A 19,964-nucleotide genomic window follows, 5' to 3' on the forward strand; every position below is an offset into this window, starting at 1 on the left:
GGTTTTTCTGTAACGAACGAAATAGCGATTCCAACTCCTTTTTCAGTTTAGAGTGTTTTGTCTCTTTGTGCAGCCTTTTTAGGGAGTTGAGCGTGAGATGCGGCCAGAGGGTCAGTTTTCGCTCGCAAAAAGGGTTGGCTTTTGTTTTCAAAAAAGTAAAAATACGAAAAAATAAGAACACCCGAGGCCAAAACTATGACCCAGTATATTCTGTCGATTGATCAGGGAACGACCAGTTCCCGGGCGATTCTTTTCACATTGGATGCCAACATACACGCCACCAGCCAGCAGGAATTTACCCAGCATTTTCCCGCCAGTGGATGGGTGGAACATGACCCGGAAGACATCTGGCGCACGGTGAGAGAGGTCTGCGATGACGTCATGGAGAAAGGATGTGGCGAACACGATGAGGTCGTTGCCGTTGGAATAACCAACCAGAGGGAAACCACAGTGCTCTGGGATCGTGCCACTGGTGAGCCGGTGTATCCGGCTATCGTCTGGCAGGATCGAAGAACTGCAGAGTGGTGCGAAGCTCTGAAAAAACAGAGCCTGGAACCTTCTGTGAACAACAAGACAGGACTGTTGATTGATCCCTACTTTTCAGCGACGAAAATTCGCTGGATTCTCGATAACGTGCCGGGTGCCCGGCAGCGGGCCGAAAACGGCGAGCTTGCATTCGGAACCATCGACAGCTTTCTGCTTTGGCGACTGACTGACGGTAAGGTTCATCGCACTGATGCCACCAACGCCAGCCGCACCATGTTGTTCAACATCCACAGCCAGGAGTGGGATCAGGAGTTGCTGGACCTGTTCGGCATTCCCGAGGCCCTGTTGCCTGAAGTGATGGACTCAGCAGCAGATTTCGGACAGATAGTGGGTAATGGTCGACTGGATGGCGCCTCTGTGATGGGCATTGCCGGTGACCAGCAAGCGGCCTTGTTTGGCCAGACCTGCTTTGAAACCGGCATGGCAAAAAGCACCTATGGAACCGGCTGCTTTCTGATGCTCAATACCGGCGAGAAAGCTCTGACTTCGGAGCACCGGTTGCTGACGACCGTTGCCTACCGCCTCAACGGCAAACCGGTCTATGCACTGGAGGGCAGTATCTTTATAGCCGGCGCGGCCGTCCAGTGGTTGCGGGATGGCCTGCAGCTGATCAGAAGCGCCTGTGAAACCGAGCCCCTGGCGGAAGGAACTCCGGTTGATCACGGGGTATATCTGGTACCGGCATTTACCGGGCTGGGTGCGCCCTACTGGGATCCCAATGCCCGCGGGGCAATCTTCGGGCTGACCAGGGATACCGGTATAAAGGAGATCGTCACTGCGGGTTTGCAGTCAGTCTGTTATCAGACCAAAGACCTGCAGAGAGCCATGCAGAAAGATGGTCTGCGCCCGATTGCGTTACGGGTTGATGGCGGAATGGTGTCTAACAACTGGGTGCTACAGTTCCTGGCCGATATTCTCGGTGCTACTGTGGATCGCCCCAGAATGGTGGAAACCACAGCACTCGGTGCTGCTTATCTGGCCGGACTTCAGGCTGGAATATACGAATCACTTCAGGCGCTTCAGGATGCATGGCAGTGCGACCGGCGGTTTGAGCCGGAGATGACCAAGCAGAAACGGGACGAACTCTACAATGGCTGGTGCTCCGCTGTGGCGAAGCTGCAAAGCAGTCCTGAGAACCCCACATGATCGTATTGCTGGCCCGCAAAAGGGCTCAGCCGGCGGCCAGTGGCCTGAGATACTTGTAAACGGTGTTGCGGCTGACACCAGCCGCCCGTGCCGTCCTGGAAATATTACCGCCATTGGCCCGGTAGAGCCGCGGAAGCAATTCACTGAGCGGTTCCGTCTGAACACTGACGGGTTCGGTGGCGGCTGCGAAAAAGTCGTCGGGCAGGTGATCTTCCTCCAGTAGGTCGCCATCCGCCATGGCCATGCCGACCTTGAGGACGTGGACGAGTTGGCGCATGTTGCCGGGCCAGCGGTGGCGGGCCAGCAGATCCAGCATGTCTGCGCTGAGGGGTGGCCCGGGTTCCGCCTGTAACAGGCGCTGATGAACGAAGTTGATCAGCGTTTTGATGTCCGTTCTGTCCCTTAGTGAAGGCAGCTCCACGTTAAGCCCGGCAATCCGGTAATAAAGATCCTGGCGGAAGTGGCCCTGGGCGATGTCCTCGCGTAGATTCCGGTTGGTCGCGGAAACCAGTTTGATGTCCACCGGATAGTTCTCTGTTGATCCCAGTGGCGTTACCACCCGCTGCTGCAGCACCCGCAACAGTCTGGACTGGAGCATCAGCGGCATTTCACCGATCTCATCCAGGAAAAGAGTACCGCCATCGGCCTGCCGAATAAGGCCGACATAGCCCTTGTTATGGGCGCCGGTAAATGCACCCTTTTCGTAACCGAATAGCTGCGATTCGGCCAGTTCCGAGGGAATGGCTGCACAATTCACCGCGATCAGTGGGCCCGGAGCGCGGCTGCTGTAATAATGCAGACTGCGAACCAGGATTTCCTTGCCGGAACCTGTCTCTCCATAGACAAGAATCGGAATGTCCTTCTCCATCATCTTGCGAGCCTGCCCCACAAGCCGCCTTACCCGGGTGTCGCCGTGTTCCAGATCCTCTGGAGCAACTACATCAACGGGAATATCCGCAGGACCTGCTGTCGCGGGTTTCTCCGGAATCTTCTTATCCTTGCTGTCCTTGTGGGGAGGGGATGGCTCCCGGGGAAGTATGAGCTGGCCGAAGATCTGGTAGTTGCCGCTTGTCTGTAGCCGGGTAGGCCCTGCAGTAGCAATTGAAGAGAGCTCGGCAAGGTCCAGATCAAAAACCTGCCGTAGGTTACTGTTTAACAGGCGTTCCCCAAGCACAGTCTGGGCGCGTCGGTTGGCAGCCAGAATATTTCCTTCGGTATCCAGGGCCAGCAAGCCTGCCCAGCTGCTATCGAGGCCGGAGGCACTGGTATTGAAGACCAGAATATGGGATCTGCCTTGATAAGTCTGGAAAATCAGACGATTCTCAATGCCGTGTGACAGGAGTTTGACGATGCCCAGGGAATAATCGCCAGACATTTTTGTGGTGGAATACAGGGCGAGGATACCCGCAAGGCGGCCATCCGCTCCGCAGACGGGTATGGCAGAACCTGCAAGGTGCTGATGGCTTTTCAGATAGTGTTGATCGCCGCGAATATGGACTGCAATCCCGCTGGTCAGGCCCGTGCCAATGGCATTGGTGCCAGCTGAAGCCTCGTCCCACACGTTGCCCGGTAGGACTCCATCAAATGCGGCCACCGGCTGTCCCGTCGGGTGCCAGGTCTCGAGGATGGCGCCGTCGGTGTTTGCCAGCACGACCACACAACGGTTGTTGTGCAGCATGCTGTCGAAATAGGGCACGACTTCGCTTTCAGTTGTCGCTATCAGATCAGTATGCAGTGCCTGAAGGCTGACCAGTTCCGGGGTTTCAAGAGCCGAGAATCCTGGCTGCTGGCCGGATTGCAGGCCAAGACTCCGGCAGCGACGCCACGATGCTTCGATTGGGTCTTCTGCTGCCTCCGGGAAATCTCCGGTCGGGGCGTTGATGCTGGAAAAAGAATCCATGTCCATCACCCTATGGTGTTCGTTATGGTGAGATTGGTGCTCGATTCGCTTAAAAAAATTTGTTTGCGAACACCGGAAGTATTGTTGATCGAAGCGGTCACGGTCAATATTCGTTTGCGATTGTGCACGGTATTTATTGAATTGTTTGCTTTTATTGGCAGATAATAGGTTGAAATAAAAGAATTTTTAGTGAATTATTAAAAGTGTTCAGAACAAAATGGAAGGCTTAACAAAATGAACAATATGAACAGTCGGTTCCCAAGTGTCTGAAACCAAAGCCCCTTGCGGAAACCCTTGAAAACTGGGACTTGAAAAAAATTATTTTCGTATCTTTTCGTTTTGGCATAGCTCTTGTAGACTATCTTCAATTCAAAACAACAACCGAAAGGGAAAAAGCATGTCTCTAACGCTGCAGAATGTATCGCGCGTTGTGGACGGAGAGACCTGGATATCAGATGTCACCATGACGCTGGAGCCGGGTTCCTTTAATGTCCTCCTTGGCCGGACGCTTGCCGGCAAGACAACTCTGATGCGCATCATGGCTGGCCTGGACAAGCCAACAAGCGGCAAGATCCTGATGAATGACGCGGACGTGACCGGTGTTGCGGTCCAGAAGCGCAATATCTCCATGGTTTACCAGCAGTTCATCAACTATCCCACAATGACTGTGTTCGAAAACATCGCCTCCCCCCTCAGGCTGGCCAAGAAAAGCCAGAAAGAGATCGACAGGCGCGTTCGGGAAACCGCAGAGTTGTTGAAGATAGACAATCTGCTGGACCGCCAGCCGCTAGAGCTTTCCGGCGGTCAGCAGCAAAGGGTCTCCATGGCTCGCGCTTTGGTAAAAGATGCAGATGTGGTGCTTTTCGATGAGCCGCTGGTGAATCTGGATTACAAGCTCAGGGAGGCGCTGCGCAGCGAACTGAAAGACCTTTTCGAGGCGCGCAACTGCATCGCTGTCTACGCCACCACCGAAGCCCAGGAAGCGCTGGCGCTCGGGGGCGAAACCGCGGTGTTGCATGAGGGGCGGCTGCTCCAGAAAGGGCCTACTCCAACGGTTTATCACCGTCCGCAGGATATCGAGACGGCTGAAATATTCTCCGAACCGCCCATCAATATCGTGCCGGGGAAAGTCACCGAAAATGAAGTAACCTTCGATGAGCAGGTGCATTTCCAGCTCAATGCGGACCTGGCATCCCTCGAGCCCGGCCCCTATACATTCGGCGTTCGTCCCTCGCACATTGGTCTGGTACCCCACGCCGATGACGATCTGGAAGTCTCGGTAACGGTAGACCTGGCCGAAATCAGTGGCTCCGAAACCTTTCTGCATGTGCACAGTGAATCCTTCGAACTGGTACTTCACCTGCAGGGTATCTATCAGTACCGGCCTGATGAGCAGATCAAGGTGTACTTCCCTACCCATAAACTCTACGCATTTGCGCCTGACGGTAGGACAATTCTTGTGCCCGGCCGGGCGGAGGGTCTCTGACATGGCAGAAATAAGACTAAAAACGCTGGCCCACTCTTACAGCAAAAAGCCGTCGGGCCCGGAGGATTACGCAATCCGCAAGATGGAACACATCTGGGCGCAGGGCGGAGCCTATGCGCTGCTTGGGCCGTCAGGCTGCGGTAAGTCAACGTTGCTTAACATTATTTCCGGGCTGGTGACGCCGTCGGAAGGGGATGTGTTGTTCGATGGTAAGCGCATGAATGAGCTGCCACCGGAGAAACGCAACATTGCCCAGGTTTTCCAGTTCCCGGTGATCTACGACACCATGACCGTGTATGACAACCTGGCGTTTCCCCTGCGCAACCGGGGCGGATTCTCGGAGGAGAAGATACGTAAAAAGGTTCATGAGGTGGCGGACGTTCTCGAGCTTGCCGGAGAACTGTCGCGCAAGGCCAAGAATCTCAGCGCAGACCAGAAGCAGAAAGTGTCGATGGGGCGCGGGCTGGTCCGGGAGGATGTCACCGCCATTCTCTTTGACGAGCCGCTGACGGTTATCGACCCGCAGCTTAAATGGCGACTTCGTCGAAAGCTCAAGCAGATCCATGAGCGCTTTGACATCACCATGGTCTATGTAACCCACGACCAACTGGAAGCCTCAACCTTCGCCGACAAGATTGCGCTTATGTACGAAGGGCAGATTGTCCAGTTCGGCACACCGCAGGAGTTATTCGAACGCCCGGCCCACACCTTTGTAGGGTATTTCATTGGCAGTCCCGGGATGAATTTCTTCGAGCCGAAGCTGACCGACGAGGGTCTGGTTTTCAACGGCAAACACATTCCTGTCAGCGAGGACATCCTCGAAAAGGTACGCCGCAGTGGTTCGGACAATATCAAGCTGGGTATCCGCCCGGAGTTTGTAACGCTTGGCAGTGACACCGGTGATCAGCGCTTTGAGGTGACTGTTGTTGGTGTTGAGGATCTCGGCACCTATCGATTGGTTGATGTGGAGTTTGGTGCGGTCACCGTGAAAGTGCGTATCCCGGAAGACCAGCCGGTTCCAAAAGAAGTAGCCAGCATCGGCTTCCCGGACCCCTGGCTGAAAGTGTATGTCGACGAGCGGCTAGTGGAGGCCGATCATGAATAAGATAGAGAATAATAAAGCATGGTTTTTTGTTATCCCGGTCTTCGTGGTTGTGGCTTTCTCAGCCGTGGTCCCATTGATGACCGTTGTCAACTATTCGGTCCAGGATATATTCGGTTCGAATTCCGCGTTCTGGGCGGGCACTGAATGGTACAAGGAAACGCTCCGCGATTCCGGGTTGCAGGCTGCTTTGCTGCGCCAGTTTGCCTTCTCCTTTGCGATCCTCGCCATTGAGGTGCCGCTTGGTATCGGTATTGCACTGTTGATGCCCAAAAAAGGCTGGGCGGCCTCAGCCGCGCTGGTGCTGGTGGCCATGCCGTTGCTGATACCACTTAATGTGGTTGGCACCATCTGGCAGATCCTCGCGCGCACCGATATCGGCCTTCTGGGCTGGACCCTTAGCGGTCTGGGCGTTGACTACAACATCAACTCCAGCGCCGTGGATGCTTGGTTTACGATCATTCTCATGGATGTGTGGCACTGGACGCCACTGATTGCCCTGCTCAGCTACAGTGGCCTGCGGGCAATCCCCGAGGCGTACTACCAGGCCGCGCGTATTGATCGGGCTTCCCGCTGGGCCGTATTCCGCTACATCCAGTTGCCCAAGTTGAGCAACGTGTTGGTGATCGGTGTTCTGCTGCGGTTTATGGACTCGTTCATGATTTATGCAGAGCCGTTCGTACTGACCGGCGGTGGCCCGGGCAGCTCAACAACCTTCCTGAGTCAGGCGCTGACCACCATGGCAGTGGGGCAATTTGACCTGGGCCCGGCAGCTGCGTTCTCCATCATTTACTTCCTGATCATTCTTGCCGTCAGTTGGGTGTTCTACACCGCCATCATGAACGCGCAGAAAGACAAGTCAGCCCAACAATAAAAGCAAGGGGACAGACGTGAAATCACGCATCGCATTTATCGTTTATATTGTCTTGATGCTCCTGCCAATTTACTGGCTGGTGAATATGTCACTCAAGACCAACTCGGAGATCCTCGGTGACCTCAGCTTCTGGCCGGTGAATCTGACATTGGACAATTACATCAAGATTCTGACCGATGACAGCTGGTACATGGGTTATGTGAACTCCATGACCTATGTATTCATGAACATGGCCATCAGCCTGGCCGTCGCCCTGCCGGCCGCCTATGCCTTCAGCCGCTACAAGTTCGTCGGTGACAAGCACCTGTTCTTCTGGCTGCTGACCAACAAGATGGCGCCGCCTGCAGTATTCGCGCTGCCGTTCTTCCAGCTGTATTCCTCGGTTGGGCTGTTCGACACCCACATTGCCGTGGCGCTGGCCCATACCCTGTTTAACGTCGCCCTGGCGGTGTGGATTCTGGAAGGCTTCATGAGTGGTGTTCCCAAGGAAATCGACGAAACCGCCTATATCGACGGTTACAGCTTTCCGAAGTTCTTCGTGAAGATCTACATTCCGCTGATCCGTTCGGGCATTGGTGTCACCGCCTTCTTCCTGTTCATGTTTTCCTGGATCGAGCTGCTGCTGGCTAAAACCCTGACATCGACCGGTGCCCAGCCCATCCAGGCCATCATGACCCGCACAGCGGGGGCCTCGGGGATTGACTGGGGCACCCTGGCAGCGGCTGGTGTGCTTACCATCGTGCCGGGTATCGCCGTGGTCTATTTCGTTCGCAATCACATTGCCAAGGGCTTTGCCCTGGGCCGTACCTGAGGAGGCTTGTTATGAGCTGGATGCATTGGACCGGCCCGACGGCAGGATTCTTTATCTCGATTGCCCTGATTCTGACGGGTATGACTGTATGGCAGTACTTTTCGCCCTCTATAGAGCGGAAAGGCTTCCTGCCGATCGCTACAACCCGTGGTGACCGGCTATTCATTGGTCTTCTGACCAGTGCGTTCATTCACCTCGCTTTTATAGGAGCGACTGAACTCAATGTTTTGGTAGCAACCGCAGTGTCTGTTGTCTGGATGATCATCCTGATGCGCTGGGGTTAATCCAAATAAAAGGACTTACCTTCTTGCAAGGAAGCAAACAAAGCTAAATGAGGTCTGTATGAAAAACAAAAAATTCAATTACCTGTCGCTGATGATCTCGGGAGCACTCCTGGCATCATCCCAGGTATACGCGCAGGACTACAGGGCGGCGGCTGAGAAGGCGCTGGATGAGCATTTTCCCCGGTCCACACTGAACAGGGAAGAGCAGCTCAAGGAGCTGGAGTGGTTTATTAAAGCCGCTGAGCCTTTCCGTGGCATGGAAATCAAGACCGTGGCTGAGGGTTTGACCACTCATACCTACGAGGCCGAAGTTTTGGCGGAAGTGTTCACGGACATCACCGGCATCGAGGTGGAGCACAACATCATTGGTGAAGGTGATGTCGTGGACACCATGCAAACGCAGATGCAGTCCGACCGGAACATCTACGACGGTTTCGTTAACGATTCTGATGCCATCGGTACGCATTTGCGCTACGGCAAGACCATTGCGATCTCTGATGCGATAGATAACGAGTGGAAGGATTTCACCAACCCGGACCTGGATCTGGACGATTTCATCGGTCTGCAGTATACAACCGGCCCTGACGGCAAGGTGTATCAGCTGCCGACCCAGCAGTTCGCCAACCTCTACTGGTTCCGCGCTGACTGGTTTGATCGTGAAGACCTTCAGGAGCAGTTCAAGGAGCGTTATGGCTACGACCTGGGTGTGCCCCTGAACTGGTCCGCCTATGAGGACATCGCCGAGTTCTTCAGTGTTCATGTCAAGGAAATCGACGGCGAGCGTGTTTATGGTCACATGGATTATGGTCGTCGCGATCCGTCCCTGGGCTGGCGCTTCCACGACTCCTGGCTCTCCATGGCCGGTATGGGCAGCAAGGGCGTACCTTTCGGCAACCCGGTTGATGACTGGGGTATTCGAGTCAATGAAGACGGCAACCCTGTGGGTGCCAGTGTAAGCCGTGGTGGTGCGACCAACTCTCCGGCTTCAGTCTACGCCGTTACCAAGATGGTTGACTGGCTGCGTGATTACGCACCGGAAAGCGCCAGTGGCATGACCTTTGGCGAGGCCGGTCCGGTCCCTGCCCAGGGCCAGATTGCCCAGCAGATCTTCTGGTACACAGCGTTCACGGCTGACATGACCGATCCCAGCCTTCCGGTCACTGACGATGAAGGCAATCCGAAGTGGCGCATGGCACCATCTCCGGCCGGTCCCTATTGGGAAGAAGGTATGAAAGTCGGTTATCAGGACGTGGGTTCCTGGACTTTCTTCAATTCCACACCTGAAGACCGTCGCACGGCTGCGTGGCTGTTTGCGCAGTTCACCGTTTCCAAGACTGTGTCGCTGGAAAAAACCATCGCCGGCCTGACGCCGATTCGTCGTTCAGACATCTTCTCGGATGAAATGACCGAGATGGCGCCGAAATTGGGCGGCCTGGTTGAGTTCTACCGCAGTGAGAACGAAAGCATGTGGACGCCGACAGGTACCAACGTGCCGGACTATCCGCGTCTTGCGCCGTTGTGGTGGAAGAACCTGGCACCGGCAGTGAATGGCGAAGTCAGCCCCAAGGAAGCGCTGGATGACCTCGCTGAGGCGATAGACCGCACCATGTCACGACTGGCACGGGCGGATGTGTTCGCAAACTACGAGCCAATCCTCAACGATCCTCGTGACGAGCAATACTGGCTGGATCAACCCGGCGCCCCCAAGCCGGCCCTGGAAAACGAAAAGCCCCAGGGTGAGACCAAGCCGTATGACGAAATGATGGAAGAGTGGATGGCCGAATAAAGCCGACTCAACCTTCCACTGACCCTGCCAGCCCGCGTTATTGCGGGCTGGCTGAGGCCTTGCCTGTATTTAGCCGATCCCCTATTGAGTCCGTAAACAATCCTTGATCGCACGGATGCAAACCTTACGTCCAGCGAGGTGCACACGTGAATAAAAAGAAAAAACCGGAACGCAATACAGTGAAAAAGAGTTCCCGGATGAATGCAATTGGCACACGGGTGTCACTGGTTACCGTCGCGGTGGCCTGCATCATTGTTGGTGTCTTCGTCTTTTCCCAATCCGGCCTTCAACAGATAAGTGACCGCTATAAACATCTCGTAGCCGATATCAATCAGAGCAGTGACCGACTCAAGCAGTTAACCACGAATTTCCTGCTCACCTCCAACGGTGCAGGTACGCTCGCGTCTGCCACCAGCAGCAAGCAGGTACGTGACAAACACGAACAGATTAATGCGCTGAAGCCCCAGTTCGAGGCGATTACCCGTGATCTTGACGAGTCATTGCCGGGTTCAGCGCAGGAGGTCAGAGCCCTGAGGAGTGAAAGGGAGCGCCTGGATAATGCGATTGGCGAAATTGCGCGTCTGCAGGCTCGAACCCTGGATCTCAGAGACTCCAACCAGCAAGCCATGGTGGCTTTTCGCTCCGGGGCAGCGGAACTGGCGGACGGGTTTTCCGAGCTGATCCAGATGATCAGTATCTTTGCCAGTGACTATCCCATTGTGATTGAGGCCCAGACCATCGAGCGTGCAATTCTTACCCTGGAGTTGTCGATGATTAACTACATGGCGGAACAGGATGAGGATCGTCTCGACCAACTGCGGATGGCCATTGAAGATTTGACACAGCAGGCTCAGACGCTGTTCGACCGTCTGTTTCTGATGATTGACGATCCCGGAACCGAACAGGATTTCAGGGAGTTGCACCAGCGATACAATGACTGGCTGGAAACAACCCTGGTCACTCCGGCGCTGCTCGATACCCGGTTGGACCAACTGGAAGCAAGGGATCAGGCTTTGAGCCTGGTCAGCGAAGTGCAGGGTTCGATTGACGAGTTCGGTGAGCGCATCGAAGCCGTACAAGCGCGTTCAGAAAGCTGGACGGCAAAGTCTCGTGACCAGTCACAGAACATAGCCAGCCAGGTGGCCGCCACCATGAACGTCGGGGCAGTGGTGGTGGTTCTGGGTTTTGTCGGACTTTTGTGGATGCTGCGTGTGCTTGTCACGCAACCGGTAAGGGGGCTCAGCAAGCGGGTTCTCGATATCGCTGAAGGTGAGGGCGACCTGACCCGGCGTATCGACAGTGGTCGCCAGGACGAACTTGGCCTGCTGGCGGGTTATTTCAACGTATTCATCGGCCGCATCCAGGACATGATATTGCGGATTCTTGATGTCAGCCGGAAGCTGGGCGAGCACAGCCGACTGCTGAGCGAGCGGGCCGAAACAACTTTCGCTTACAACGAGCAGCAGCGAGAGGATATTGAAGCCCTGACCGGGGACATGGCCATTCTGGACCAGTCGGTGGAGGAAGTCGGTAGTCTTGCCAGTGAATCGGTTGCAAGTGCTGCGCAAACCATCCAGACGGGGCGTCACACCCACGAACAGGTGACGGCAGCGATCGCGTCGTTTGAGGCTCTTGGCGACGATGTAGGTACCGGAGCGGGACTGATCCAGGAACTGGCGAACGATATTTCACAGGTTGATTCCGTCCTTGAGGTAATCAATTCGATTGCTGAACAGACCAATCTGTTGGCTCTGAACGCCGCCATTGAGGCCGCCAGGGCCGGTGAGCACGGGCGGGGTTTCTCGGTGGTTGCCGATGAAGTGCGGTCGCTGGCCTCCCGGACACAGCAGAGCACCGGGGACATTCAACAACTGGTCGAGCGTGTGCATAAGGGTTCGGCCAGGGCAACCGGATTCATGAAGGCGAGCCAGGAAAAAAGCGAGGCCGCTCTTGAAGGCGCCCGTTCGGCCCGGGAGCAGCTCACCCTGATGGTTGAAGCGATTGCCCGGGTAGAGAGCGCCAATAGCACCATCGTTGATGCGGCCCAACGCCAGGGTGATCTTGCCGAGAAGGTGATTCAGCGTACTCGAACGGTGGAATCTGTAAGCCGGAAAACGCTGGCAGAGGCGCGGGAAAGTGCGCGCTATTGTCGCGATGTGGATGAGCTTAGCAGGAGTCTCAGTGAGCTGGTGGCACGTTTCCGGGTAGTTGAGTAGCGATCCATTCCCGGCGCACCGACACAATGTTCGAAATCGATTGACAAAGTTCGTTTGCGAATATTATAGTATTTGCGGTTTCTTACACCGTAAGGTCGGTGGGTCTTGGCCGGTTGCTTTCATATCCCCCCCTTAATAGCATTTCAGGTGTTCTCCCCGTGATCTGCGGGTAAAACCCTGCCGGCCCTTTTTTCATCCTGGATTGACTCCGACACGCTCTGGCGGGTTCTCTGAACCAAAAAGCCGCATCCTGATTTTCGATATAACAAAATCATCTTGAAAAATATTTCCTTTTCGCTTGTTAAAGTTCGAAAACGAATATTACAATCATCTTAACTGTTCGATAGTGCACGAATGCGGTGCATCAACAAAAACAACAGATCAGGCAGGCTTATCTTTATGGAGCGAATTCAGTCAGTGCTCGCCCGGGAAATTCTTGACTCCCGGGGATTTCCCACAGTGGAGGTGGATGTCACCCTGGAAAACGGTGTGATCGGACACGGCCGGTCGCCATCCGGTGCATCAACGGGCTCTAGAGAAGCTCTGGAGAAAAGAGACGGTGATGCTTCCCGCTATAACGGCAAGGGTGTTCTGGGGTCGGTTGAATCAGTAAACCGCTATATCGCCCCCGCCCTGCAGGACAGGGTAGTTTTCGACCAGTTGGTGATGGATCGGCTGATGTGTCATCTGGACGGCACTGAGAACAAAGCCGGTTTTGGCGCCAACGGGATCCTTGCCGTTTCTCTTGCCATTGCCGACGCAGCCGCTAACTACCGCCAGCAGCCTCTCTACCGCTACCTTGCGGAGCTTTACGGTTGTATCGGTCCCTGTGTCCTGCCGGTGCCGATGATGAACATCATCAACGGTGGTGCCCATGCCGACAACAACGTGGATCTGCAGGAATTCATGATTCAGCCGGTGGGGGCGCCCAGCTACAGTGAAGCGCTGCGTATGGGCGTCGAGGTCTTCCATGCCCTGAAGTCCCTGCTCAAGAAAAACGGCCTTTCCACCGCCATCGGCGATGAGGGTGGTTTCGCCCCGGACCTGCGTTCCAGTGAAGAGGCGCTTGAACTTATCCTGGAGGCTGTGGTCAGCGCTGGCTATCGCCCTGGCACCGATGTTGTGCTGGCGCTTGATTGTGCAGCGTCCGAGTTCTACCGGGATGGCCGTTATCAGTTGGTCGGCGCGGGAGAAAACTACGACTCCACAGGGTTTGCAGACTATCTCGTTTCGCTGGCCGAGAAGTATCCCATTGCTTCAATAGAAGATGGCATGGACGAAGATGACTGGGACGGCTGGCAGCAGTTGACGGAGAAACTTGGTGAGCGTGTCCAGCTGGTGGGGGATGATCTTTTCGTTACAGATACCGGGCTCATTTCTGAAGGTATCCGCCGGGAAGTCGGCAATTCCGTGCTCATCAAACTCAACCAGATCGGAACTCTTTCGGAAACCTTTGAAGCCATTGGCATGGCTCAGGATGCGGGATACACCGCGGTGATCTCCCACCGCAGTGGTGAAACCGAAGATACCTTCATTGCTGACCTGGCGGTAGCGACCAGGGCCGGCCAGATCAAGACCGGGTCCCTTTGTCGATCGGACCGGGTTGCCAAATACAACCGTTTGCTTCGTATCGAGCAGGACCTGGGTGTCCATGCCTTTTATCCCGGTGTGGGTGCGATTCGTTGTGCCCTGGATACCTGAGTCAGCAACGTACGGAATTAAAGGAGGCAGACCATGAGAAAACCGATTCTGATCGCGAACTGGAAAATGAACGGCAGCCTGCATGCCAACCAGGCGTTGCTGGTACGAATGCTGGCCAGGCTGAGACCTTTCCGAAAAGCCGTCGATATGGCCATTTGCCCGCCGTTTCCCTACCTTTTTCAGGTTCGGGATCTTCTGGGTTATACCGGCATATCCCTTGGTGCCCAGAACGCCAGTGCTGCCACTTCCGGCGCGCACACCGGCGAGGTGAGTGCAACCATGCTTCAGGAAATGGGGTGCCGTTATGTTCTGGTCGGTCATTCAGAGCGGCGGTCGCTGTATCACGAATCCAATGGCGTAGTCGGCGCCCGTTTCAGGCAGGTGCGTTCAGCCGGGATGACCCCGGTGCTGTGTGTGGGAGAAACCCTGGAAGAGCGCGAGCAGGGGATGGCAATGGCCGCAATCGAGAGCCAGTTGCAGGCGGTTATTGATGAAACCGGAATGGCAGGCCTTAGTGACAGTGTTATCGCTTACGAGCCAGTCTGGGCCATCGGTACCGGCAGGACAGCGACTCCGGAACAGGTTTCGGACACGCATCGCGCTATCCGTCAGTTTCTGGAGCGCCACGAGGCGGGTCTGGGAGAATCCACTCGAATTGTTTATGGGGGAAGTGTCAAGGCGGGCAACGCAGCAGAACTGTTCCAGTCTTCCCAGGTTGACGGTGGGCTGATCGGTGGGGCCTCTCTACAGGCCGACGAATTTTCTGACATTGGTACTGCGCTGGCGAACACCGTCGCCGAACCCGACAGCGAGTGCGACACCCTGGATTAACTGGAGGATATGCTTTTGGATATGGCAGCACGCATGCGGGATTTTTTCCCGGTTATCGGGGATGTTCCCGAGAAGTTCCGGCCCGGCAAGGGTATTACCCTGGACCACTATCTGGTGTCTGGTCTGCTGAAACCCTGGCAGGGAGACTACGCTGATGTGGTCAGCCCGGTTTGCCTGCGCGGCGATAACGACAAGCCCCAGGCGCTGGCCATTGGCCGGACACCGCTCATGGACAGGGAACACGCATTGGCTGCGCTTGATGGCGCGGTCGAGGCTTATGGACAAGGCAGTGGTTATTGGCCGAGCCTGTCTGTGGAAGAGCGTATCGGCCATGTGCAATCGTTCCTGTCGGCCATGCGCGAACAGCGTGAGGCTGTGGTCGAACTGTTGATGTGGGAGATCGGCAAGAGCTATAACGACTCCTGCAAGGAGTTCGACCGCACTTGTGATTACATCGCCGATACCATCCATGAGCTCAAGGATCTGGAGCGTCGCTCCAACGGGTTTGAGCTGGTTGGCGGCGTGGTGGCCCAGATCCGCCGACTGCCGGTGGGAGTGGCTCTTTGCATGGGGCCGTACAACTATCCCCTGAACGAAACGTTTACTACCCTGATTCCTGCACTGATCATGGGTAACGCAGTAGTGTTCAAGCCCGCCAAGTATGGCGTTCTGCTGATGGGGCCCCTGCTGCCGGCATTCCAGGAATGCTTTCCCCCGGGCGTTATCAACATCATCTTCGGCCGCGGCCGGGATACGGTCGGGCCGCTGATGGAAAGTGGCAAGGTCGACCTTTTTGCCTTTATCGGCACTCACCGGGGCGCCGCCGCGCTCAAACAGATGCACCCCAAACCCCATCGCCTGAAATCGGTACTCGGGCTGGATGCCAATAATCCGGGGATCGTCATGGCAGATGCGGACCTGGATTCGGCTGTCAGTGAATGCGTTACCGGTGCGCTGTCCTTCAACGGTCAGCGTTGCACAGCTCTCAAGCTTCTGTTCGTGCATGAAAGTGTTGCCGACTCGTTCGTAGAGAAGCTGGGCGTAGCAGTGGACGAACTGGTATCGGGTATGCCCTGGGAACCTGACGTCAAACTGACCCCGCTTCCCGAACCGGGCAAGACAGAGTTCCTGGGGGCCTTGGTGGAAGATGCAGTGAATGGTGGAGCGAAGATCTGTAACCGGAACGGGGGAGACGTCCATGGCACTTATTTCCAGCCGGCCGTGCTGTATCCGGTGACCCCTGCCATGCGGGTTTTTCGGGAAGAGCAGTTCGGTCCGTTGGTTCCGGTTGTGCGTTATTCGGACATTAACGAGGTCGTCGACCACGTGCGGCAGTCTGACTATGGTCAGCAGTTGAGTATTTTCGGGTCGGACCCGGAGCAGGTCGCCCGTCTGGTTGACGTACTTGCCAACCAGGTAGGCCGGATCAACCTCAATGCCCAGTGCCAGCGGGGGCCGGACACACTCCCTTTCAACGGCCGCAAGGATTCAGCGGAGGGAACGCTGTCGGTGACAGATGCTCTGAGAGTTTTCTCCATACGCACCACGGTTGCTACCAAGGCAACAGAGCGCAACAAGGACTTGATCAACGATATTGTAAAGAGCCGGCACTCAGGATTTCTGAGCACCGACTACATTCTCTGAACTAGAGCGAGGTTGGCTGGCCTGCCTCCTTGCGGCGGGCCTCCCACTCCTCCCGTGTCTGGGCTGCTTCCTTTCCCGGCATGGAATCGATGATTTCAAAATAGTCACTGGAGTAGTCATCGGCCATGATGTCGTTCCGGGGCTTTATCCGCACCACGTAGACAGTCTGCACATTCTGGTGGTCGAATTCCCGCCAGTACTGTTCATCCTTCAGGAAAGTATACCTGTGGCCTTCCAACGCGCGAATGACCCGGCTGGCGTCTGTGGTGCCAGCACGTTCAACGGCGTCCTTGTACTGATAGACAATGCTATAGGCGGACGCCGCCGCGGTGGATGGGCGCATTTCATAGCGTGTGGAGAAGGCCTCAACGAATTCCTTGCCCCTGGGATAGTCATACTGATAAGGGGCACTCCATACCCACGGTGCACCACCGATAACGCCTTCCATAATCGTTGGGCCGACCTGGCGAGCCATTCCGAGCGTCAGGTTGGGAATGACAATCTGCATTTTCTCTGTCAGCCCCATTTCATAGGCGACGTTCAGCGCCCGAACCATGTCGTCTCCGAACAGTACCATCATCAGCACTTTGGCATCGCTCTGTTCAGCCTGCTCCAGCGCTTTGCGGAAGTCGGTAATAAGGGCGCGTGGAAAAGGTGTTTTGACGCCCTGGTGTGCGCTGGTGTCATCGGTGTTGGTGAACTTTCTCACTGACTCTTCCACTGACCAGCCCCAGGTGTAGTCTGCGGTGATGTAGAAATATTCGTCAGCGGCATGCTGGCTATTGAGGTACTGGCTCAGCGCCTTGGCTGTCATCCAGGCATTGTAGGGTTCCCGGAACATGTGGCTATGTCCGGCGGCGCCGGTGGTGGCATTGGAGTAGGTCAGGGTTCCGAAGTAGATCCTGTCCCTGTCTCTTGCGGCTCTTCCGGATGATATGGCGACAGCACTGGAGACACCGCCAAACACCATCTGTACACCTTCGCTGTCGATCAGTTCCGCGGTATTCCTGGCGCCCTTCTCAGGGTCGCCTGAGGTGTTTCTGATCACCAGCTCCACGTCACGACCCATAATACCGCCGGCTTTGTTAATCTCATCCACCGCCAGAAACGCTCCGAGCCGTTGTTGCAGGCCCTGGTCCTTATAGCGTCCGGTCTGTGGGTAATTCAGTCCTATCTTCAGGGTTTCCGCCGCCACAGTCGTGGTCACCAGCAGCGTCAGTAACAGGAAAACAAAAAGCTTCTTGCAGTGCATCGACGAATGCCTCCGTGGTAGCGCTGGGCCGGCAAAAACAGGCCCTTGATATTGTTTTTATGAAGCGGAGACAGTGTCGCGGGTGACTGTGAAGGCAACAATCGTACTTAAGTGGAAGGTTGTGTAACGTTTTGTCAGAGGTTGGTGGCGGTCACGATTCCGGCACTTGGATACGCCAATCTGGCGCACCCTACCCGCGGATGCGGCGTTCTCGAGTACCCGTGCAACATCCTCTGCCTGCATCAGCGGATCGGGCCGGTGAATCAGAAAAGTGTCTATCTGTTCAATGGCCAGTGCGGCAAGAGCCCGGTCGATAGCAGTCTCCAGTTAGCCGGCTTCGGCGTGGTCAAACAGGTTCAGACCCTCATCCAGCCGGGCCGCTATCCATTCTGCCAGTTTCGAAGGTCTGGTGAGTTCAGGATAATCGTGTAGACGCATCATCCCCAGGATCAAAGGTGCTTCCGGTGTGAATTCGGTTGCCCGTGCGCGTTCCATGGTCATTCCGTGCCGAAGGCAATGACCACGCGGTCATCACCATGGGTTCTTGAGAAAACATAGGGCTCGGTTGCTAGCTGTCTGTGCTCACCGGCGCCAATGGCAGAGTGCCGGTCCCTGAACTGCCCGAGCTTTTGCCAGTGGGACAGGACCGGCGCCACGGTGCCGTTTGCAATGTCTGACCAGTTCATATCGGAGCGCGTGCCCTGGTGGCCGTCTGAGCCGGTGGGGCCGAAATGCCGCGCGGATTCGTCGCCGTAGAATATCTGGCTGGTGCCCGGCGTAAACAGCAAGGCGCCGGCTGCGCGCTTCTGCATGGCAGGATCGTTATCGACGATGCGGCTGAACAACTGGGTGTCGTGGGACGAAATATAACTCATTACGTTGAAGGGGGTATCGCCATTCATCTTCCCGGCGTAATTGCTGTAGATGGATTCCATCTCCGGCAGGCAAGCGGCCCCGGCACGTGCCTCTTCTTGCAGGTCAAAATTGATGACCGCATCAAAACCGGCATCAAAGTAGCTGCTGCGGGTAACGTCGTGGGGGAACACCTCCGCCACCATCCAGAAGTCTTCTGCTGGCAGCGCTTGCCCGGGGTTGTTCGCGCGGTAGGTTTCCAGTGCTTTTTGTGCTTCCGCCTTCAGTTCCTGCCAGGCTTCCGGCTCCACATGCTTGGCGGTATCTACCCGGAAACCATCTACGCCGAATTCACGCACCCAGTCAGTCAGCCAGGTAATCAGGTAATCCCGCACGGTGGCGTCATCAAGCTGTCTGGCTCGGGTATTCTCCTTGTTTCGGAGGAACAGCGGCAGGTCAACCGCGTCTCCGGATTCGGTCTTGAAGTCCGGCAGGAAGGCCAGAGAGCCTTTTACCGGATCAATAGACGCCTGTGGGGCGGAATCGTAGTCGCCGATGCCGGCGCGAACCCAGTCCTTGCCCCACCAGTGGTTCCAGTCCGGGTGATCGTAATCAATCAGGGCGTGGTAGGCGTGAAAGTCTTCCCAGGACTCGGGCTGCCAGTCGCCCCACCGACCCGGTAGATGCTTCTCGAAACCGTCACGTAGCCCACCGAACTTGAAGGTCTGCATGTCCTGGAGCGTGGCGTACCCCGGGTGGTTCATGACCACGTCCATCACCACTCGAATGCCGCGTGCGTGGGCTTCTTCCACCAGTGTGCGGAATTCCTCGCGGGTGCCGAAGTTGGCGTCGGGTCGGGTGAAGTCCAGAGCGTAGTAGCCATGGTAACCGTAGTGCTGGAAATCCCCCCGGTCGCCACCGCCAACCCAGCCGTGGATCTGCTCGAAGGGCGGGGTTATCCAGACGGCGTTGATCCCCAGCTCTTCCAGGTAATCCAGTTTTTCAGTGAGACCGGCAAAATCGCCGCCATGGAAAGTACCGATTTCGTCTTTGCTGTCGGGCTTGCGGCCGTAATTCCGGTCATTGTCGGTCCGGCCGTTGGCGAAACGGTCAGTCACGGTAAAATAGACGGTGGCTCCGGCCCAGTTGAAGCTTTGCTGCGGAGCATCTACGGCCTCGAGCAGCAGCAGGCCCTCGGCTTCGGGGCTGGGCGTCAGTGTGATCTCACCGTTGGCTACCCGCGCCTTTTCGCCGCTGTAGAAATCCCGCACCCACTCACCCTCGGCAAACGTGTCGCCCACAGGCACGGTCATTTCAGAGCGGGTAGCCGTACACTGGCCGTTGTTGACTGTTGCACTTTGGTTGCCTGAGGGTGGGGCGGCCGTATCGAGTTGGCCGCTGGCGCAGCCGACAAGGGAGAGGCACGTCACAAGGCTGGCGGTTAACCTGAGGTTTTTCGGGTATGGGTTCATGCAATGGGCTCCGGTTCCATTTATTGTTGTCGTACCGCAATCAAACCAGACCTGGAGGGTG

16 protein-coding genes are annotated in these 19,964 nt (G+C 56.0%); 11 read left to right on the forward strand and 5 right to left on the reverse strand.

The features are described from left to right. Nucleotides 1–195 precede the first annotated feature (195 nt). Nucleotides 196–1,692 (forward strand): glycerol kinase GlpK, encoded by a 1,497-nt coding sequence (gene glpK / locus ACESMB_RS00205; RefSeq protein WP_372927332.1) that lies wholly within the window; start codon nt 196–198, stop codon nt 1,690–1,692. Nucleotides 1,693–1,717: 25 nt separating this feature from the next. On the opposite strand, the gene ACESMB_RS00210 is transcribed toward glpK, so the two are convergent. Next, nucleotides 1,718–3,592: a sigma-54-dependent Fis family transcriptional regulator gene (locus ACESMB_RS00210; protein WP_372970661.1), complete on the reverse strand. Its 1,875-nt coding sequence runs from the start codon at nt 3,590–3,592 to the stop codon at nt 1,718–1,720. A gap of 397 nt (nt 3,593–3,989) precedes the next feature. Here ACESMB_RS00210 and ACESMB_RS00215 point away from each other — a divergent pair, with 397 nt between their 5' ends. The 10 genes from ACESMB_RS00215 (at nt 3,990) to ACESMB_RS00260 (ending at nt 16,327) form a co-directional block, all read left to right on the forward strand. Next, nucleotides 3,990–5,078 (forward strand): ABC transporter ATP-binding protein, encoded by a 1,089-nt coding sequence (locus tag ACESMB_RS00215; protein ID WP_372927330.1) that lies wholly within the window; start codon nt 3,990–3,992, stop codon nt 5,076–5,078. A 1-nt stretch (nt 5,079) separates the two neighbouring features. After that, on the forward strand, nt 5,080–6,183 hold the full coding sequence (locus ACESMB_RS00220; protein WP_372927329.1) for an ABC transporter ATP-binding protein: 1,104 nt from the start codon (nt 5,080–5,082) through the stop codon (nt 6,181–6,183). Next, the gene (locus ACESMB_RS00225; protein ID WP_372970662.1) at nt 6,176–7,054 is read left to right on the forward strand and encodes a carbohydrate ABC transporter permease; all 879 of its coding nucleotides are present in this window, start codon (nt 6,176–6,178) and stop codon (nt 7,052–7,054) included. Before ACESMB_RS00220 ends, ACESMB_RS00225 begins: the two co-directional genes overlap by 8 nt. A gap of 55 nt (nt 7,055–7,109) precedes the next feature. Next, entirely contained in the window at nt 7,110–7,865 is a 756-nt protein-coding gene (locus ACESMB_RS00230) for a carbohydrate ABC transporter permease (RefSeq protein ID WP_372970701.1), read from the forward strand. Nucleotides 7,866–7,876: 11 nt separating this feature from the next. After that, complete coding sequence (locus ACESMB_RS00235; RefSeq protein WP_372970663.1) at nt 7,877–8,149, forward strand: DUF2160 domain-containing protein; 273 nt, start codon at nt 7,877–7,879, stop codon at nt 8,147–8,149. A gap of 58 nt (nt 8,150–8,207) precedes the next feature. Further along, entirely contained in the window at nt 8,208–9,935 is a 1,728-nt protein-coding gene (locus tag ACESMB_RS00240) for an ABC transporter substrate-binding protein (protein ID WP_372926471.1), read from the forward strand. 197 nt (nt 9,936–10,132) lie between these two features. Further along, nucleotides 10,133–12,151, forward strand: a complete 2,019-nt coding sequence (locus ACESMB_RS00245) for a methyl-accepting chemotaxis protein (protein WP_372970664.1) — start codon at nt 10,133–10,135, stop codon at nt 12,149–12,151. Nucleotides 12,152–12,550: 399 nt separating this feature from the next. Then, nucleotides 12,551–13,852: a phosphopyruvate hydratase gene (eno, locus tag ACESMB_RS00250; protein ID WP_372926473.1), complete on the forward strand. Its 1,302-nt coding sequence runs from the start codon at nt 12,551–12,553 to the stop codon at nt 13,850–13,852. Between the two features lie 33 nt (nt 13,853–13,885). Next, complete coding sequence (tpiA, locus tag ACESMB_RS00255; RefSeq protein WP_372926474.1) at nt 13,886–14,683, forward strand: triose-phosphate isomerase; 798 nt, start codon at nt 13,886–13,888, stop codon at nt 14,681–14,683. 15 nt (nt 14,684–14,698) lie between these two features. Continuing rightward, complete coding sequence (locus tag ACESMB_RS00260) at nt 14,699–16,327, forward strand: NADP-dependent glyceraldehyde-3-phosphate dehydrogenase (RefSeq protein ID WP_372926475.1); 1,629 nt, start codon at nt 14,699–14,701, stop codon at nt 16,325–16,327. Nucleotide 16,328: 1 nt separating this feature from the next. On the opposite strand, the gene ACESMB_RS00265 is transcribed toward ACESMB_RS00260, so the two are convergent. The 4 genes from ACESMB_RS00265 to ACESMB_RS00280 are packed head-to-tail and all read right to left on the reverse strand — an operon-like array spanning nt 16,329 to nt 19,903. Continuing rightward, entirely contained in the window at nt 16,329–17,579 is a 1,251-nt protein-coding gene (locus tag ACESMB_RS00265; protein WP_372970665.1) for a substrate-binding protein, read from the reverse strand. A gap of 57 nt (nt 17,580–17,636) precedes the next feature. Then, on the reverse strand, nt 17,637–17,906 hold the full coding sequence (locus ACESMB_RS00270; RefSeq protein WP_372970702.1) for an aldo/keto reductase: 270 nt from the start codon (nt 17,904–17,906) through the stop codon (nt 17,637–17,639). Continuing rightward, nucleotides 17,907–18,074: a hypothetical protein gene (locus tag ACESMB_RS00275; RefSeq protein WP_372970666.1), complete on the reverse strand. Its 168-nt coding sequence runs from the start codon at nt 18,072–18,074 to the stop codon at nt 17,907–17,909. 2 nt (nt 18,075–18,076) lie between these two features. Continuing rightward, nucleotides 18,077–19,903, reverse strand: coding sequence for an alpha-amylase (locus tag ACESMB_RS00280; RefSeq protein ID WP_372970667.1), 1,827 nt, complete (start codon nt 19,901–19,903; stop codon nt 18,077–18,079). Nucleotides 19,904–19,964 lie beyond the last annotated feature (61 nt).

The organism is Marinobacter sp., assembly GCF_041686475.1.
Taxonomy (GTDB): Bacteria; Pseudomonadota; Gammaproteobacteria; order Pseudomonadales; family Oleiphilaceae; genus Marinobacter.

Coding starts and splice junctions, on each gene's coding strand:
- ACESMB_RS00235 (WP_372970663.1), top strand. CDS start 7,877: ATGAGCTGGATGCATTGGACCGGCCCGACGGCAGGATTCTTTATCTCG.
- ACESMB_RS00240 (WP_372926471.1), top strand. CDS start 8,208: ATGAAAAACAAAAAATTCAATTACCTGTCGCTGATGATCTCGGGAGCA.
- ACESMB_RS00230 (WP_372970701.1), top strand. CDS start 7,110: ATGCTCCTGCCAATTTACTGGCTGGTGAATATGTCACTCAAGACCAAC.
- eno (WP_372926473.1), top strand. CDS start 12,551: ATGGAGCGAATTCAGTCAGTGCTCGCCCGGGAAATTCTTGACTCCCGG.
- ACESMB_RS00245 (WP_372970664.1), top strand. CDS start 10,133: ATGAATGCAATTGGCACACGGGTGTCACTGGTTACCGTCGCGGTGGCC.
- ACESMB_RS00210 (WP_372970661.1), bottom strand. CDS start 3,592: ATGGATTCTTTTTCCAGCATCAACGCCCCGACCGGAGATTTCCCGGAG.
- tpiA (WP_372926474.1), top strand. CDS start 13,886: ATGAGAAAACCGATTCTGATCGCGAACTGGAAAATGAACGGCAGCCTG.
- ACESMB_RS00275 (WP_372970666.1), bottom strand. CDS start 18,074: ATGGAACGCGCACGGGCAACCGAATTCACACCGGAAGCACCTTTGATC.
- ACESMB_RS00280 (WP_372970667.1), bottom strand. CDS start 19,903: ATGAACCCATACCCGAAAAACCTCAGGTTAACCGCCAGCCTTGTGACG.
- ACESMB_RS00225 (WP_372970662.1), top strand. CDS start 6,176: ATGAATAAGATAGAGAATAATAAAGCATGGTTTTTTGTTATCCCGGTC.
- ACESMB_RS00265 (WP_372970665.1), bottom strand. CDS start 17,579: ATGCACTGCAAGAAGCTTTTTGTTTTCCTGTTACTGACGCTGCTGGTG.
- ACESMB_RS00220 (WP_372927329.1), top strand. CDS start 5,080: ATGGCAGAAATAAGACTAAAAACGCTGGCCCACTCTTACAGCAAAAAG.
- glpK (WP_372927332.1), top strand. CDS start 196: ATGACCCAGTATATTCTGTCGATTGATCAGGGAACGACCAGTTCCCGG.
- ACESMB_RS00215 (WP_372927330.1), top strand. CDS start 3,990: ATGTCTCTAACGCTGCAGAATGTATCGCGCGTTGTGGACGGAGAGACC.